The organism is Nostoc sp. UHCC 0252 (assembly GCF_034931145.1).
GTDB lineage: Bacteria > Cyanobacteriota > Cyanobacteriia > Cyanobacteriales > Nostocaceae > Nostoc.
This window is the reverse complement of sequence record NZ_JAYGHE010000081.1, coordinates 17383-32737: the sequence shown is the minus strand read 5'-3', so window position 1 is coordinate 32737 and position 15355 is coordinate 17383. Positions and strand designations below refer to the sequence as shown.

Annotated in this window: 18 protein-coding genes and 1 pseudogene; 8 read left to right on the top strand and 11 right to left on the bottom strand. The window is 42.6% G+C overall.

Annotated elements, in window-relative coordinates:
• On the top strand, positions 1-520 hold a 520-nt coding region (locus tag VB732_RS30055; protein WP_323234514.1), incomplete at its 5' end, for a ParA family protein.
• A 68-nt stretch (positions 521-588) separates the two neighbouring features.
• On the top strand, positions 589-1008 hold the full coding sequence (locus VB732_RS30050) for a hypothetical protein (protein ID WP_323234513.1): 420 nt from the start codon (positions 589-591) through the stop codon (positions 1006-1008).
• A gap of 19 nt (positions 1009-1027) precedes the next feature.
• On the opposite strand, the gene VB732_RS30045 is transcribed toward VB732_RS30050, so the two are convergent.
• The 3 genes from VB732_RS30045 to groES form a co-directional block, all read right to left on the bottom strand.
• Complete coding sequence (locus VB732_RS30045; protein ID WP_323234512.1) at positions 1028-1831, bottom strand: DUF4351 domain-containing protein; 804 nt, start codon at positions 1829-1831, stop codon at positions 1028-1030.
• A gap of 76 nt (positions 1832-1907) precedes the next feature.
• On the bottom strand, positions 1908-3542 hold the full coding sequence (gene groL / locus VB732_RS30040) for a chaperonin GroEL (protein WP_323234511.1): 1635 nt from the start codon (positions 3540-3542) through the stop codon (positions 1908-1910).
• A 108-nt stretch (positions 3543-3650) separates the two neighbouring features.
• A complete protein-coding gene (gene groES, locus VB732_RS30035) occupies positions 3651-3962 on the bottom strand; it encodes a co-chaperone GroES (RefSeq protein WP_100898362.1) in 312 nt (103 codons plus the stop codon).
• A 1106-nt stretch (positions 3963-5068) separates the two neighbouring features.
• On the opposite strand from groES, the gene VB732_RS30030 reads away from it, so the two are divergent.
• The gene (locus VB732_RS30030) at positions 5069-5746 is read left to right on the top strand and encodes a response regulator transcription factor (protein WP_012407592.1); all 678 of its coding nucleotides are present in this window, start codon (positions 5069-5071) and stop codon (positions 5744-5746) included.
• A gap of 71 nt (positions 5747-5817) precedes the next feature.
• Here the strand turns inward: VB732_RS30030 and VB732_RS30025 are convergent, their stop codons facing one another.
• Entirely contained in the window at positions 5818-6126 is a 309-nt protein-coding gene (locus VB732_RS30025; protein ID WP_323234510.1) for an NIL domain-containing protein, read from the bottom strand.
• 97 nt (positions 6127-6223) lie between these two features.
• On the opposite strand from VB732_RS30025, the pseudogene VB732_RS30020 reads away from it, so the two are divergent.
• A pseudogene (locus VB732_RS30020) lies at positions 6224-6445 on the top strand (flagellar assembly protein H); the annotation flags it as partial.
• A 49-nt stretch (positions 6446-6494) separates the two neighbouring features.
• On the opposite strand, the gene VB732_RS36055 reads toward VB732_RS30020, so the two are convergent.
• From VB732_RS36055 to VB732_RS30000, 5 genes are all read right to left on the bottom strand, one after another.
• Positions 6495-6572 carry a hypothetical protein gene (locus VB732_RS36055; RefSeq protein WP_416235786.1) on the bottom strand — a complete coding sequence of 26 codons (78 nt, stop codon included), beginning with the start codon at positions 6570-6572 and terminating at the stop codon, positions 6495-6497.
• Complete coding sequence (locus VB732_RS30015; protein WP_323234508.1) at positions 6562-6801, bottom strand: type II toxin-antitoxin system PemK/MazF family toxin; 240 nt, start codon at positions 6799-6801, stop codon at positions 6562-6564. Before VB732_RS30015 ends, VB732_RS36055 begins: the two co-directional genes overlap by 11 nt.
• Positions 6795-7025: a DUF2281 domain-containing protein gene (locus VB732_RS30010; protein ID WP_323234507.1), complete on the bottom strand. Its 231-nt coding sequence runs from the start codon at positions 7023-7025 to the stop codon at positions 6795-6797. The genes VB732_RS30015 and VB732_RS30010 overlap by 7 nt, the downstream gene beginning before the upstream one ends.
• Before the next feature lie 83 nt (positions 7026-7108).
• A complete protein-coding gene (gene asnS, locus VB732_RS30005) occupies positions 7109-8500 on the bottom strand; it encodes an asparagine--tRNA ligase (protein ID WP_323234506.1) in 1392 nt (463 codons plus the stop codon).
• A 2-nt stretch (positions 8501-8502) separates the two neighbouring features.
• Positions 8503-8865: a hypothetical protein gene (locus tag VB732_RS30000; RefSeq protein WP_100898358.1), complete on the bottom strand. Its 363-nt coding sequence runs from the start codon at positions 8863-8865 to the stop codon at positions 8503-8505.
• Positions 8866-8970: 105 nt separating this feature from the next.
• Between VB732_RS30000 and VB732_RS29995 the strand changes: the two genes are divergently transcribed.
• Positions 8971-9246 (top strand): DUF6439 family protein, encoded by a 276-nt coding sequence (locus VB732_RS29995; RefSeq protein ID WP_041565907.1) that lies wholly within the window; start codon positions 8971-8973, stop codon positions 9244-9246.
• Between the two features lie 55 nt (positions 9247-9301).
• Here VB732_RS29995 and VB732_RS29990 read toward each other — a convergent pair whose 3' ends face one another.
• On the bottom strand, positions 9302-9751 hold the full coding sequence (locus tag VB732_RS29990) for an anti-sigma regulatory factor (protein WP_323234505.1): 450 nt from the start codon (positions 9749-9751) through the stop codon (positions 9302-9304).
• 389 nt (positions 9752-10140) lie between these two features.
• Entirely contained in the window at positions 10141-11547 is a 1407-nt protein-coding gene (rlmD, locus tag VB732_RS29985; protein WP_323234504.1) for a 23S rRNA (uracil(1939)-C(5))-methyltransferase RlmD, read from the bottom strand.
• A 213-nt stretch (positions 11548-11760) separates the two neighbouring features.
• Between rlmD and VB732_RS29980 the strand changes: the two genes are divergently transcribed.
• The 3 genes from VB732_RS29980 (at position 11761) to purL (ending at position 15351) form a co-directional block, all read left to right on the top strand.
• Positions 11761-12246, top strand: a complete 486-nt coding sequence (locus VB732_RS29980; RefSeq protein ID WP_109007747.1) for an allophycocyanin subunit alpha-B — start codon at positions 11761-11763, stop codon at positions 12244-12246.
• Between the two features lie 512 nt (positions 12247-12758).
• The gene (locus VB732_RS29975) at positions 12759-12893 is read left to right on the top strand and encodes a hypothetical protein (RefSeq protein ID WP_323234503.1); all 135 of its coding nucleotides are present in this window, start codon (positions 12759-12761) and stop codon (positions 12891-12893) included.
• 43 nt (positions 12894-12936) lie between these two features.
• On the top strand, positions 12937-15351 hold the full coding sequence (gene purL, locus VB732_RS29970) for a phosphoribosylformylglycinamidine synthase subunit PurL (protein ID WP_323234502.1): 2415 nt from the start codon (positions 12937-12939) through the stop codon (positions 15349-15351).
• Positions 15352-15355: the final 4 nt, after the last annotated feature.

Sequence of the window (15355 nt, the reverse complement as noted above, 5' to 3'; positions counted from 1 at the left end):
AGTTAAACACAATGTTTCAAATGTTAGAAATAGAAATTCTTTCGCCCACTTACATCTGATACCTAGTAGCCCAAGGCTATTTGAAATCCAGGAACAATTGCCATCAGGTTATTATTCTTTTAACTTTAAACCTGTTGAGCTTATTCGTACAATACTCAAACCTTTATTAAATAATTATGATTATATTTTAATAGACTGCGCTCCAAATATTAATACAGTAGTTAAAAGTGCATTTTTAGCTAGCAATGCTTGTATAATCCCTTGTGTACCAAACCGAATGTCAATTCATGGATTAGATCTATTACTTGAACACATTGAGAAGTTTAATAGAGATTATGTACATAACTTAAAATCAGTTGGAACATTAATTTCTCGTTACAACCGAACTATAGCCCAAACTGAACATTTAAACTCTATTATTGTTGACCCTTTCTATCCACCAGTTTTTGAAACAAAAATTTTAGAAAGAGCAAAAATTGCAGAAGGGTTAGAACTGAGTAATTATTTGACGTATAGATAAAAATATGATGATTCTCATGATTCTATGGTGAAATTAACTAAAGAATTTATTCAGAGAGTAGGTAGATAATGGAAGCATCACAAATTGCAGATTTATTAAGAGCGATCGCAGAAGTTTTAGAATCTGATCCCAAGCTTGCCAAGGCTGTAGAAAAATGCCTAACTAACAGTTTAAACGCTCAAAAAAGTAAAGATTTATCCGAAGCAACACCAAAGCAGTCAGACGCTAGTAAAACTCTCGAAAATGGCGATCAAATCCTAACTGAATGTCGGCAAATTTTACGCGAACAGGGTGAAGAACAACTGAGGTTTTACTTAACTGAGCTAGGAGAACAGGTTAGAAAATTATTGAAACACGGTCAACTTGACCCAAAACGCTCTATGCGCCGCCGGAAGGATTTGAATAGTATTATTGAGCATATTATTCAAAAATTGCAAGCTCAAGACAAAAGCGGAAAACTACTTGCAGCCTCAATCTCTAAAATATGATGCAGTTTTATTAATTCCTCTATTGCTGCTCTAACCAAGCTACTAAATCAGCAACTTCCGAAAAATCTAACAAAGCCTCTCCCAAATTTTCTAACTGTTCAGCAGGTAAATTCCGAACCTGCTCAAGTAATGATCCATTAATATCACCAAAACGCCGTTTAAGTAGACGACTGATCAATTTAAACGCTTCTTTTTGAACGATATCTTGATAAATTACAGATTCTTTCATAATATCCTCCCGCAAAAATTGACGAACTAAATCCTTGTCAAAGCGTAAACCCGCCAGAATTTCTACACAACCCGCAATATTTTGTCGCTCCTCCCTATCTGGAATTGTAGCGACTTGTTCAGCCACTTGTGCCAGCAAAGTTTGTGGCGAATCAGTTCGCGTCAAACTTGCTAAAGGTAACAACGCAGGATTAGCTAAAAATAATGTTGGATCTTGCTCCCAAAGACGAACAACCTGATATTGATGAATTGTCGTGTTGTCCCGATATTCTTCGGTAAAAGCCATTTCATTAGTAGTTTCTTGCAAAAAGATTAGCACTTGCACTACAGGACAACGGTATTGACGCTTCAACCTCACAGAATAGTCGAGCATTCGGAAATTAAGCGCCGGATTAGATTTCGCCAAAGTTTGAAATTCAATGTGCAAAATTTGGTTAGCTGCTTGCAAAAATGTCACAGAATCCGCGCGAATTGGTTCAAGCGTGAGTTCCGTTTTTAAGACTTCAATTTGTTGCACCTCTACCCCAAGCAACCAACGCACAAACTCGGCTGGGTACTGTTCAGATAAATATTTACAAGCGTTGTCGTAACTCACATTCTTTTTCCCCTTACACAAAAAACAGCCGCCTCCACAAGGGAAGCAGCTGTTTTTCAACTGATCTAACTACGTATTAGTAATCGAAGTCTCCGCCACCAGCACCAGCGCCAGCAGGAGCGCTATCTTTTGGTTCAGGCTTGTCAACTATAATACATTCGGTTGTCAACACCATACCAGCAATGGAAGCAGCGTTTTGCAGAGCAGAACGAGTCACCTTAGCAGGGTCAACAATACCAGCAGCTAACAAATCGACGAATTCGTTTGTTGCAGCATTGTAGCCAATGTTGAAATCTTTCTCTTTGACGCGTTCAGCGATCACAGCACCATTCTGACCGGCGTTTTCAGCAATCCGCTTCAGAGGTGCGGGTAAGGCGCGAACAACAATCAAAGCACCGATCAACTCTTCATCTTTAAGATTGCTCTTTGCCCAAACTTCCAATTCAGGAGCCAGGTGAGCCAGAGTTGTACCACCGCCGGGAACAATACCTTCTTCCACAGCAGCTTTGGTAGCGTTGATAGCGTCTTCTAGGCGCAGCTTTTTGTCTTTCATTTCGGTTTCGGTCGCTGCACCCACTTTCACTACAGCGACACCACCAGAGAGTTTAGCAAGACGCTCTTGTAATTTCTCTTTGTCGTAAGAAGATTCGGTTTCATCAATTTGACGACGAATCTGTTCTACACGAGCCTTAACAGCAGCTTCGTTACCTTCGGCAACAATTGTGGTGCTGTCCTTGGTGATGGTGATCCGGCGAGCTTTACCCAGGCTTTCCAGCTTGGTGTTATCTAGCTTCAAACCAGCATCTTCGGTAATTAGTTGACCACCAGTTAAAACAGCGATGTCTTCTAGTAGTGCTTTGCGGCGATCGCCAAAGCCAGGAGCCTTAACAGCAGCCACGTTGAGTACACCGCGCAAACGGTTTACTACCAAGGTTGCCAAAGCTTCTTTTTCAATATCTTCGGCGATAATCACCAAAGGACGACCAGCACGAGCTACTTGCTCTAACACTGGTACAAGGTCTTGTACCAAAGCGATTTTCTTATCGGTCAGCAGTATGAAAGGCTCATCAAAAACCGCTTCCATCCGCTCAGGGTCGGTAGCGAAATAAGGAGAGATGTAGCCTTTGTCAAAGCGCATCCCTTCAGTGATTTCCAACTCGGTGAACATAGATTTCCCTTCTTCTAGGGAAATTACGCCTTCCTTGCCCACCTTGTCCATTGCTTGGGCAATCATTTGACCAACTTCTTCGTCATTACCAGCCGAGATCGCACCAACTTGGGCAATGGCTTTGGAATCTTCCACTGGACGGGCGTGTTCAGCAATTTTTTCTACCAGGAAGCCAGTAGCTTTGTCAATACCGCGCTTCAGCGAAATTGCATTAGCACCAGCTGCAACGTTCCGCAAGCCTTCTTTGACGATCGCATGAGCTAAAACGGTAGCGGTGGTAGTACCATCACCCGCAGCATCATTGGTCTTAGAAGCAGCTTGACGAATCAGAGCTACACCAGTGTTTTCAATGTGGTCTTCTAATTCGATTTCTTTGGCGATCGTTACACCGTCATTAACAATTTGTGGTGCGCCAAATTTCTTTTCTAGGACTACGTTACGACCTTTGGGGCCAAGGGTAACAGCTACAGCCTCAGCCAGGATGTCAATGCCTCGTTCTAAGGCGCGACGGGCGTTTTCGTTGTAGATAATGCGCTTTGCCATAGGTGTCTAAATTCCGGGAGTAAGTCAATTTTTTGTTGAATTAGGCATTGGGTATTGGGCATTGGGCATCGGGAAAACTCTTTCCTATTCCCCATTCCCCACTCCCCACTAGATAACGACTGCTAAAATATCTTTTTCAGAAAGCAGTACATATTCTTCGGTGCCGAGTTTGATGTCAGTGCCAGCGTACTTCGAGTACAGCACCTTATCGCCGACTTTAATTTCCAATTCTTGACGGTTTCCGTCGTCATTACGCTTGCCAGGGCCAAGGGCGACTACTTCCCCTACTTGGGGCTTTTCCTTGGCGGTATCGGGCAAATACAGACCACCTGCGGTCTTTTCCTCAGAGGCGTTCACTTTTACGAAAACGCGATCGCCTAAAGGTTTAACTGTAGAAACGCTTAGAGATAAAGCTGCCATATTATTTCTTTCCTTTAGAGATTAGCACTCTCAACTCCTGAGTGCTAATTTACCGAAAAGTTGCATCCAATGGCAAGAATTCCTTTAGTACGGGTTCCCGAACTAGAAGAGTATTGTTCTACTTAAGTACAAATGCCTAATTATTTTTACTCTGCGGGTTCTGCTTCGGAAGTTACGTATACTTTTATATGGTCAAAGAAAGTTGGGAGTAATGAAGAGTTCTCCCAATTTTCCATTCCTTTTCCGTCAACTTTATTTGCAAAGCTTGGAAATTGTTATAGAACTGTAATCAGGGAGCCGCTCGATAAGTAACAATACAGTGATCCAATCAAGCCATCAAATCCCCAAAGCCACTAAGTCTCTAGAATATAAGACCCTGACTAATTGTATAGAAAGTTTAGGACTTGCAAAAATTCAGCAGCACATTTTTATTTGCGCTGATCAGACAATTGCTAACTGCTGCTCAAAACCAGCTAGTCTGGAATCCTGGGAATACTTAAAAGAGCGACTTAAAGACTTAAAACTTGATGAGTCGCAACAGAATTATTCCTTATGCTTCTATACAACTAAAGCCAACGGCTTGCGCGTTTGTTGTTCTAGACTCATAATGGTGGTTTAAATTGATGGTGTCTGGTATTGCCAAGCAAAACTGGAAGTTATTGAGCGGATCATCCAAGAACACTTAATAGGCAACAAGGTGGTAGAAAAACATGCATTTTTAACCCATCCTTTGCCAGAAACTTCCTTAGTTTCTTGTGAACACCTCATAGAGGCTTAACAATTGAAGGATATGGAACAGCAGTAAGCTTTAAGAAAGTGCGGGTTGGTTTTGAGGTAGGGTCATCTTTAAGCCAATACTTACTTGTAAGTCAGAAGGATTATTATTTAATCAGTGTTTTTTCGCCCGCCACTTTCAATGCGATATATAATAGCGCATTATAGATACTACTGCTATACGTATCCTTGCTGGACTTTTGCTATCGAGCTATTAGTCTTTTAAAAATGCTCGGCATTTTTGAGGCTTCGAGACAGCAAAGGCAAGTTAAGTAGGAAAAAGGACACATCTCGAAATAACCCACCATAGAGGATAAATATTCAAGACTTTGATGGACCGAAGCGCGACAAGTGCCACTGCTATGAAAGAGCCCAGCATGAAAGATCACAAACGACTTCTATTGATTGATGATGACCCTAACCTCATCTTGCTGGTGAAGGATTACTTAGAATTCCGGGGATACGAAGTCATCACCGCCGAAAATGGACGTGAAGCTCTGGAAATTTTAGAGCAAGATGTTCCAGACATGATTATCTGCGATGTGATGATGCCGGAAATGGACGGATATACTTTTGTAGAACAAGTCCGGCAAAACGAACGCACCAGTTGGATTCCGGTTCTTTTCCTTTCAGCTAAGGGACAAAGTGCAGACCGAGTTAAGGGTCTGAATAAAGGTGCTGATGTTTATATGGTCAAACCCTTTGAACCAGAAGAACTTGTAGCGCAAGTTGAATCCTCACTGAAACAAACTATCCGTTGGAAAGAACACCAAGCTAAAGGAGGCGAAAACGGTTCCCGCATCCAGGTTCCCTTCGATGTGCAATTAACCCCAACCGAACTGAAAGTAGTCCAGTTTGTCGCCAGGGGTTTAGCTAACCGTGAAATTGCTGAAGAACTCAATGTTAGTCAGCGCACGGTTGAAAGCCATGTGTCCAATATGTTGGGCAAAACCAATCTCCACAACCGCACTGAACTAGCGCGGTGGGCGATTGAAAATCAAATGGCATAGTGAATTTTAGATTTTAGATTTTGGATTTTGGATTGATAATCTAAAATCCAAAATCCGAAATCGAAAATTAATTACCAACCATCTTCTTCAGGGCTGGATTGGTGCAAAACTTCTAAATCCAGTTCATCTAGGTAAGTTAGGGCGCTTTCAATCTGGGAAACAGTACCTCTCAGTTCCAGATCGAAGCAGCTATATTGTGGCACGTTTGCGCTTACCTGAGCATCAGCAATAATGACTATGACCCCATAGTGAGAAACCAGTCGTGAAATGACTGGTTCCTCATGTAAGTCTTTAGGAATGCGAACTTGGATGCGAGTTTGGGTGCGTCTATTATCTAAAATATCAGTATTAGATTTTACTTCTTTATTTGGAATTGCCATTCTAGCTTCCTACTCGACTTCTGGGATGGAGGTTTTACTTTGCATAATTCTTTTAACACTAGCGTCACTTATCCCACGCAGGCAAGCAAGAAAGTAAAGGAGTGAGATTATGCGCGAATCAGTCATTTATCAAGAAATCCTAGAAGAAGGCGAAGCCAAAGGTAAAGCAGAAGGTGAAGCCAAAGGCAAAGCAGAAGCAACAAGAAAGTTGACTTTAAATTTGTTGCGAATTGGAATGAGTTTAGAGCAAATTGCTCAAGTTACTGAATTATCTATTGAGCAAATTCAAGTTTTACAAGAGGAGACTCAAAATTCTTAGTTCATAATCCTTAACCCAAGGATAGTACATAAAGCTATTGCCAATTCATCTAAAAATTATCATCTAAATGACCAATCACTCTGATAATTCTTGATTTATCAACAACTCTAAGTTGCTCACAAAGCACAACAGAATCTTGGCTTAATTAAACCACCGATACCAGCAGGTACAAAGACATGAGAGGCTAAAATAGCCCGTCTAATTTTTGAAGTGAATGGTGCAATAATGGTATGAGGACTAACAGCATTTGCCCGATCAATTTGCACCACTACAACAGGTCTAATTCCTGCTTGTTCTGTACCAACAACAGGATTGAGATCACACAAAAGCACATCTCCCCGTGTGATATCTACCACTGAATTTCCCCACGGGACAAGCGCTCTTCATAATCTTCTAAATTAGATAAATAGTCAGAAAAATCTGATTCCACTATTTCCACTGACTCGCTAAACTGAAGCCATAATTCCCAGTTATTGCTGCTATGCTTCATTAATAGGAAGTCGATAAAATCACTGACTTCTTGAACTAAAGCTTCTGGTATTTGCCGGATTTTACCAATGGTTTGGTCTTGTATACTCATGATAAATGTTTTCAGTTGGATTTCTCTTTATCCACAAAAGTCAAAAACCTGGCGATTATAAATGGCCAGGTCTAAAATTTAAACTAAAACTCAGCACTTTGTGGTGTACGTGGGAACGGAATCACATCACGAATATTTCCCATACCAGTCATAAATTGCACAAGTCGTTCAAAACCCAACCCAAAACCGGCGTGGGGAACAGTACCATAACGACGCAAATCAAGATACCACCACAAGTCTTCTGGTTTTAATCCTTGCGCTAACACGCGGCGTTCTAGAACTTCTAGGCGTTCTTCGCGTTGGGAACCGCCGACAATTTCACCAATTTTAGGCGCGAGAATATCCATTGCGCGGACGGTTTTTTCATCGTCGTTCAAGCGCATATAAAATGCTTTGATTTGCGCTGGATAATCTGTAACGATCGCAGGCTTTTTAAATAATTGTTCAGCTAGATACCGTTCATGTTCTGATTGTAAATCTAAACCCCAACTCACTGGATATTCAAATTTAACATCAGCTTTTTCTAAAAGTGCGATCGCTTCTGTATAAGTTAAGCGTTCAAACTGATTATTAATAATATTTTCGGCTGTTGCCAGCACCGATTTATCAATGCGTTCATTGAAAAATTCCATATCTTCTGGGCATGTTTCCAACACATATTTAAAAATGTGTTTGAGAAACGCTTCAGCCAAATCCATATCGCCTTCTAAGTCACAAAAAGCCATTTCTGGCTCAACCATCCAAAATTCTGCTAGGTGGCGAGAGGTGTTGGAATTTTCTGCACGGAAGGTAGGGCCAAAGGTGTAGACGTTAGAAAACGCCATCGCCATTACTTCTGCTTCCAACTGGCCACTAACTGTTAAATATGTGGGTTTAGCAAAAAAGTCTTGGCTGTAATCTACTGCTTGATTATCTGTGCGGGGAATATTCTTTAAATCTAGACTGGTAACGCTAAACAATTCACCCGCACCTTCGCAATCGCTAGCGGTGATGATCGGTGTGTGTACCCACAAAAAGCCTCTTTCTTGGAAAAATTGGTGAATTGCTGTCGAACAAGCATTTCTGACGCGGAAAACTGCACCAAAAGAATTAGTACGCGATCGCAAATGTCCAATGGTTCGCAGAAACTCAAAGGAATGACGTTTCTTTTGCAGGGGATATGTATCGGGATCAGCTTCTCCATAAACTTTCACGGACTCGGCTTTCAATTCAATCCGTTGTCCTTTACCCAGAGAAGCCACCAGTACCCCTGTAGCCTCAACAGCAGCACCTGTATTCAGTTTTTTCAAGATAGCTTCGTAATCTGGCAAATCCTGATTGATGACGACTTGCAAATTAGCTAGTGATGAGCCGTCATTGACTTCAATAAAAGCAAACCCTTTGGACTCGCGCTTTGTCCGCACCCAGCCTTGCACTTGGAGGGACTCATCAGGTTGGCCACTTCGCAATATTTCTGCAATCCGTCGATTTACCATATTTACCCAGCATAAGACTTTAATATCCAGCCTATGATAACGCCCATTCCACCAAAGCGGACGACTTGCCAGAAAGGTTTTTTGAGGCTACGCCAAGAAAATAACTGGCTTTCTAAGTTTAGTTCTAGCCTTTCCAACTGCTGTTGAATGTGCCGTAACTCTGCTTTTATTTCTGGTGTCTGAGATTTATTATGCTTTAGTTGATCCCGGCGCTGTTGCCATTGTGCCTGTTGTTGGCGATCGCGTTGCACTTGATCGTAACGTTCTTTTAAGGATAGGAGCGATCGCTCTACTTCCTCTAGTTCTTGCTCAAAATCTGGTTCGGGATTTTCTGCTGACGGCTGTGATTGTTTAGGCGGCTTCATTTACAAGTAGTAAACTAAGATTAAAGAGGAGTCTGCCAATAGTCAAAATTAAAACTATGAGTTTTCGACTCAGCACTCAATACTCAGCACTCAGCACTCATAATTATGTCCCAATCTACCCAGCTGCCGAAAACCAGTCAACTGAATGAACTTAGTACTCTAGAACTTGCTCAAGCCCTCATGGAAAGACTGAGCATTTCCCCTAACGATTGGCATCGCCTCAAGTCTAACCGCAATTCTCGCGCTAATGAACAAGTGGCAGCAGCGATTGTATATCTTTTAAAGAATCAGCCACAAGAAGCTCAAGCTAGATTAGAACAAGCAATTGGTTGGTTAGATCGCTCCATTTCTGCCCCTCCATGTCCGACTCACGGGAAGTAGGGAGTAGGGAGTAGGGAATAAAATTAATCAACTAATAACTTTCCCCACTCCCTTATTATCGTCGCAGAGATAATCCCCGGCGAGTTTCCATTTGTTTACAAAGCCTCAATTCTGTGCCTTTGCGGTTCCACTCTACTTGATCAAAGATTTGATGTAAAAGACATAAACCACGACCATTTTCTGATTCATCTGGTGGTAAATAATCTGTTGGTTCTTCTTCATTACTAGATGAAGGAGTAAAGCCGCTACCCTGGTCTGATATTATCCACCAATATTGATTATCTATTAAGGAAAAACGGACTACAACTGTTTTACTTGGATCAAGATTATTGCCATGTTTAGCTGCGTTTACTAGGGCTTCTTGAAGTCCTAGCCGCAGTTCTGCTTGTAATTTGGATGGGATTTCTGCCAACAGTAAATCTAATATTGGACAGAGGTAGAGGGTTGAGGCAAAACTAATAGTGCCCCAATAACGTGCAACTGGACGGAGTGAAATTGTAATCACAAGAGAAACCCCATAGCTTTCAGTTAGCTAGACATCAGTTTGCTATTACAGGCACCCTGATAAAATTGAGGTGGTCATGCTGCCTTCAAACTTGCGTCTTTAAAACTAAATTTTGAAAATGCTAGGGAGCATTAGCTTTATAGTATGATTTGGGATTCTTTAGAGATTTAACGGCGGTAATAGTTTTGATAATGAACTAAGCAACTTAAAAAGATGCTAATAATTTGACAGAGTATTGGCATACTCTAGTTAATTGCCGATTTATCTTTTATACAATCCAATTCATATTTCTAAGAACCTATGCAGCTTGAATTTATTTAAACAAAATGAATTTTTATTTTTGCCTTAATTCAATTTTAGCATCTTTAGTATGCACCAGACTAAAAATTTCAAATTTCAGTTTTTGTAAAGGAATTACTATCCTTGTGCAAATCTGATAGCACAAGAAAGGCGGCAGCTTCAACATGAGCAGTTTGAGGAAAAAAATCAGCAGGTTGTACCCGTGTGATAGTATATTGCCCATCTTGACAAAGCAATTTCAGGTCACGGGCGAGGGTAGCTACTTTACAACTGACGTAAACAATCCGAGATGGTTTCAATTGCCGTAAAGTATCGATGACTGCGCGATCGCACCCCTTACGTGGCGGATCGAGTATTACTACTTCTGGTATTGTGCCCATTTTGGGAAGCAGTTTCTCTACTGCGCCGACTTGGAATGTCACATTATCAATTCCGTTGCGGTGGGCATTCAAAATAGCTTGTTCCACTGCTGCTGGTTGCACTTCTAATCCTGTGGCAATCCGTACTTTTTTGGCGAGGGGTAAAGTTAAAGTCCCGATACCACAATAGGCATCAACTAGCAACTCATGCCCTTGAAGATTGAGTTCTGATTGAATTACCTGCAATAGTGCCTCTGCTGTTTCTGTATACACTTGGAAAAAAGTATCTGGGCGCACTTGAAATTCCAGTCCAGCAAAATTTTCACGCAGGTGTGGGACTCCGGCGATGCAACGGGTTTCTGATCCAAAGATAGCATTTGTGCGATCGCTATTGCGGTTGAGTGACACTCCTACTAACTGTGGATAACGCTTTAACCATTCCTGCGCTTGGGTTTCAATTCCTGATAAATTCCAGTCTTTCACTACCAAAGTCAGCAACATTTCTCCGGTGTGTCGGCCAATGCGTAAACCAAGATGGCGAATTTGTCCTTGATGACGTTGTTCGTCATAGATTCGCCAACCCCGTTGTTGGATATCCTGCTTAACTTCGGCAAGTAAAGGATTTAATCGTGAGTCTTGGACTGGACATTGATTTAAATTAATTAATTGGTGACTACCTTTTTGGTAGTAACCAGCTTGTACCTGTCCCGTTGCCGATAGCGAGAGAGGATATGTAGATTTATTACGATAGCCTAAAGCAGAAGCTGCGGCGAGTACCGGATCTACCGGTGGTTGGACAAAACCGCCAATGCGTTCTAAAGCTTGGATAACTTGGTTTTGCTTGGCTAATAGCTGGTAATCATAATTAACATGCTGCCACTGGCAACCACCACACTTATCCGCCACAATGCAACTAGGTCGGATACGCCCAGGAGATGGTTCTAATAGCTCCTGGAGCTTACCGTGGGCGTATTTTGGTTTAACATGAACCAAGCGGACAATGGCGCGATCGCCTGGTACAGTATCTGGGACAAAGACTACACGCTCATCAGCGCGTCCCACTCCATCGCCTGTATCACTCAGATTAGCGATCGTCACTTCAATTAATTCACCCTGTTGCCAAATTATTTTAGTCATTAGTCATTAGTCATTAGTCATTTGTGATTGGGCATTGGGCATAGGTCAATAATCAATAGCTCTTCTCCCCCTGCTCCCTGCCCCCTGCCCCCTGCCCCCTGCCCCCCACTCCCTAAATTGATAAATTCAATACATAAGTAGCTCCTATCTCTTCACTTGTGTACCTCCGACTCGCTAAACTAACAGATAATATTTCAGGTGATTTCAATCATCATGACTGTAATTAGCCAAGTTATTCTCAAAGCCGACGACGAACTGCGTTATCCCAGCAGTGGCGAACTGAAAAACATCAAAGACTTTTTGGAAACCGGCGTACAACGGACGCGGATTGCGGCTACCTTAGCCGAAAACGAAAAAAAGATAGTTCAGGAAGCAACCAAACAACTTTGGCAGAAGCGTCCTGATTTTATCTCCCCTGGTGGTAATGCTTACGGGGAACGCCAGCGCTCTCTATGTATCCGTGATTTTGGTTGGTACTTACGCCTAATTACTTATGGTGTGCTTGCCGGCGACAAAGAGCCAATTGAAAAAATTGGTTTGATTGGTGTACGGGAAATGTACAATTCATTGGGCGTTCCCGTGCCTGGAATGGTAGAAGCGATCAATTCCCTCAAAACAGCCTCCCTTAGCTTACTGAGTGCGGAAGACGCCGCCGAAGCAGCACCCTACTTTGATTACATCATTCAAGCTATGTCCTAATTCAAAGTGTGTGCTGGTTTTAGGAGTGAGTATACTTCCGGTCTACTAGAGTGAGTGCAATAAGCGCTCGATAGGCATAAGATACCCAATTTGATCATACCTTCCCCACATTTGGTAGTGGCTATGGCTAAATCTCTGTCAAGTTACTAACCGTCTGTGGGGAAATTTATTTAAGTATAACTATGGGGGATTGCTCAAAAAATGGAGGATATACGGACATAAAAAACCGACAGTCCTTGATTAAGGCTGTCGGCAATTAAGTGTGTTCCCTATTAATGACTCGGCTAGAGTTCAGTTGTCATTAATTATGCCTAGTTAGCGATCGCAAAGAGACGATCCTAATCATAGATATGTGTGATTCTCGTCACTTGATTGTTACAGCAAAACTGTATATACCCGAAGAATCCCTGAGCTTAAGTAAAATTTTAGAAATTCTTGTCTTATAATTAACATTGACATTACTTAGTTAAGTTATCTTGAAAAATTGGGTGTCAATATACAGGAAAGTAGAAGTGCGTAGCTTAAATGACTACACTTTCAACTTATCGCAAGAGCAAGCTTACAACTTGGTGATTCAAGTAGTCCAGAAAGAAATATGCAAAGAAGAATTATCTGCATTTCTGGAACTGCATTTACAAGGCAAGTAAATCGATAGAATAATGCTCTGTCCCCCCAGAGTGCATTACTTCCATGACTGCAACCTCAAAACCAGCCTTTACCGCCGAAGAAATCGCCGCAGAAGGTTTAAAGCCAGAAGAATATGAAGAAATTGTCCGTCGGTTAGGCCGTCATCCCAACAAAGCTGAACTGGGAATGTTCGGGGTGATGTGGTCAGAGCATTGCTGTTACAAAAATTCTCGACCTCTACTCAAGCAATTTCCCACTGAGGGGCCCCGCATCCTCGTGGGGCCTGGTGAAAATGCTGGCGTTGTAGATTTAGGTGACGGACTCCAACTAGCTTTTAAGATTGAATCCCACAACCACCCCTCAGCTGTGGAACCATTTCAAGGTGCAGCAACGGGAGTAGGAGGTATTCTTAGAGATATTTTTACGATGGGTGCGCGTCCCATTGCCCTATTAAATTCCCTGCGCTTCGGTTCCCTAGAAGATGCCAAAACTCAAAGGCTGTTCCAAGGTGTAGTGGCGGGAATTTCACATTATGGTAATTGTGTGGGAGTACCCACCGTTGGCGGCGAAGTTTACTTTGACCCGGCTTATTCTGGTAATCCTCTAGTGAATGTTATGGCACTAGGATTAATGGAAACATCAGAAATCGTTAAATCTGGGGCATCTGGCTTAGGAAATCCTGTGCTTTATGTTGGTTCTACCACTGGGCGCGATGGCATGGGAGGCGCGAGTTTTGCGAGTGCAGAATTGAGCGATCAGTCAATAGACGATCGCCCGGCTGTGCAAGTAGGCGATCCATTTTTGGAAAAGTCGTTAATTGAAGCTTGTCTAGAAGCTTTTAAGACAGGTGCAGTTGTCGCTGCCCAAGATATGGGAGCAGCCGGTATCACCTGTTCTACCTCGGAAATGGCCGCAAAAGGCGGTGTGGGAATTGAATTAGATTTAGATAAGATTCCCGCAAGAGAAACGGGGATGGTTCCTTATGAATATCTGCTTTCGGAATCTCAAGAACGAATGCTGTTCGTTGCCCATAAGGGGCGTGAGCAAGAATTAATTGACATTTTTCACCGTTGGGGACTTCAAGCCGTTGTCGCTGGTACTGTCATCGCTGAACCCATTGTGCGGATTCTCTTCCAGGGTGGAGTAGCAGCAGAAATTCCCGCCGAGGCTTTGGCAGAAAATACCCCACTATATAACCGGGAATTGTTGACAGAACCGCCAGAATACGCCCGTCAAGCTTGGGAATGGACACCTGATTCCTTACCTGCTTGTACAACTGCTGGCATAGAACTCCAAGGAGGCGTGCAAAGTTGGAATGATATTCTGTTAACTTTGCTCGATACACCCACGATCGCATCTAAAAATTGGGTATATCGTCAGTATGACCATCAAGTACAGAATAATACAGTGATACTACCAGGTGGTGCAGATGCAGCTGTTATCCGTTTGCGCCCCCTAGAAGAAATCCCAAATCTAAAATCCAAAATCCAAAATCTAAAATCAGGAGTGGCGGCAACAGTAGATTGCAATCCTCGTTATGTTTATCTTGACCCTTACGAGGGGGCTAAGGCAGTAGTGGCAGAAGCTGCACGCAATCTTAGCTGTGTGGGTGCAGAACCTCTGGCGGTGACAGATAACTTAAATTTTGGTTCTCCAGAAAAACCGATTGGTTATTGGCAATTAGCAGAAGCTTGTCGCGGTTTGGCAGAAGGTTGCCGAGAATTGGCGACACCAGTCACAGGCGGAAATGTCTCTTTATATAATGAAACCTTCGATTCCCAAGGAATTCCACAACCCATTTATCCCACTCCTGTAGTGGGGATGGTGGGCTTGATTCCCGATATCACCAAAATTTGTGGACAAGGTTGGCAAGCAGTTGGCGATGTGATTTATCTTCTCGGATTGCCTCTGGCATCCAAAATCAGTTTGGGAGCATCTGAGTATTTAGCCACTATCCACGGGACTGTTGCCGGAAAACCGCCACTGGTTGATTTTGATTTGGAACGCCGCGTCCAAAAAGTTTGTCGTGAAGGAATTCGTAATGGTTGGATACGTTCAGCCCATGATTCTGCTGAGGGCGGATTAGCGATCGCACTTGCCGAATGTTGTATTGCTGGAAACCTTGGTGCTGATATCAAGTTAGAAATAGCAGCAACACAGTTAAACCACGGCAGTTGCTCTACTTGGGGAGACCCCAAGACCGCACTGCCTCGCTTAGACGAGGTGTTGTTTGCCGAAGGTGGTGCCAGGATTCTAGTCTCTGTTGCATCAGAACAACAAGAAATTTGGGAATCATATTTACAGGAACATCTGGGTCAAGAATGGCAAAAACTCGGTATAGTCGATAATTCCCACACAAGTTTGGGGGTTTTCACCACTGATAATCAAACCTTAATCAAAGTTAGGATCGAAGATATGAGCGATCGCTATTCCCATGCGATCGCTAGGCGTATCGCTACCAACACGACTGTTTCCTAGTCTT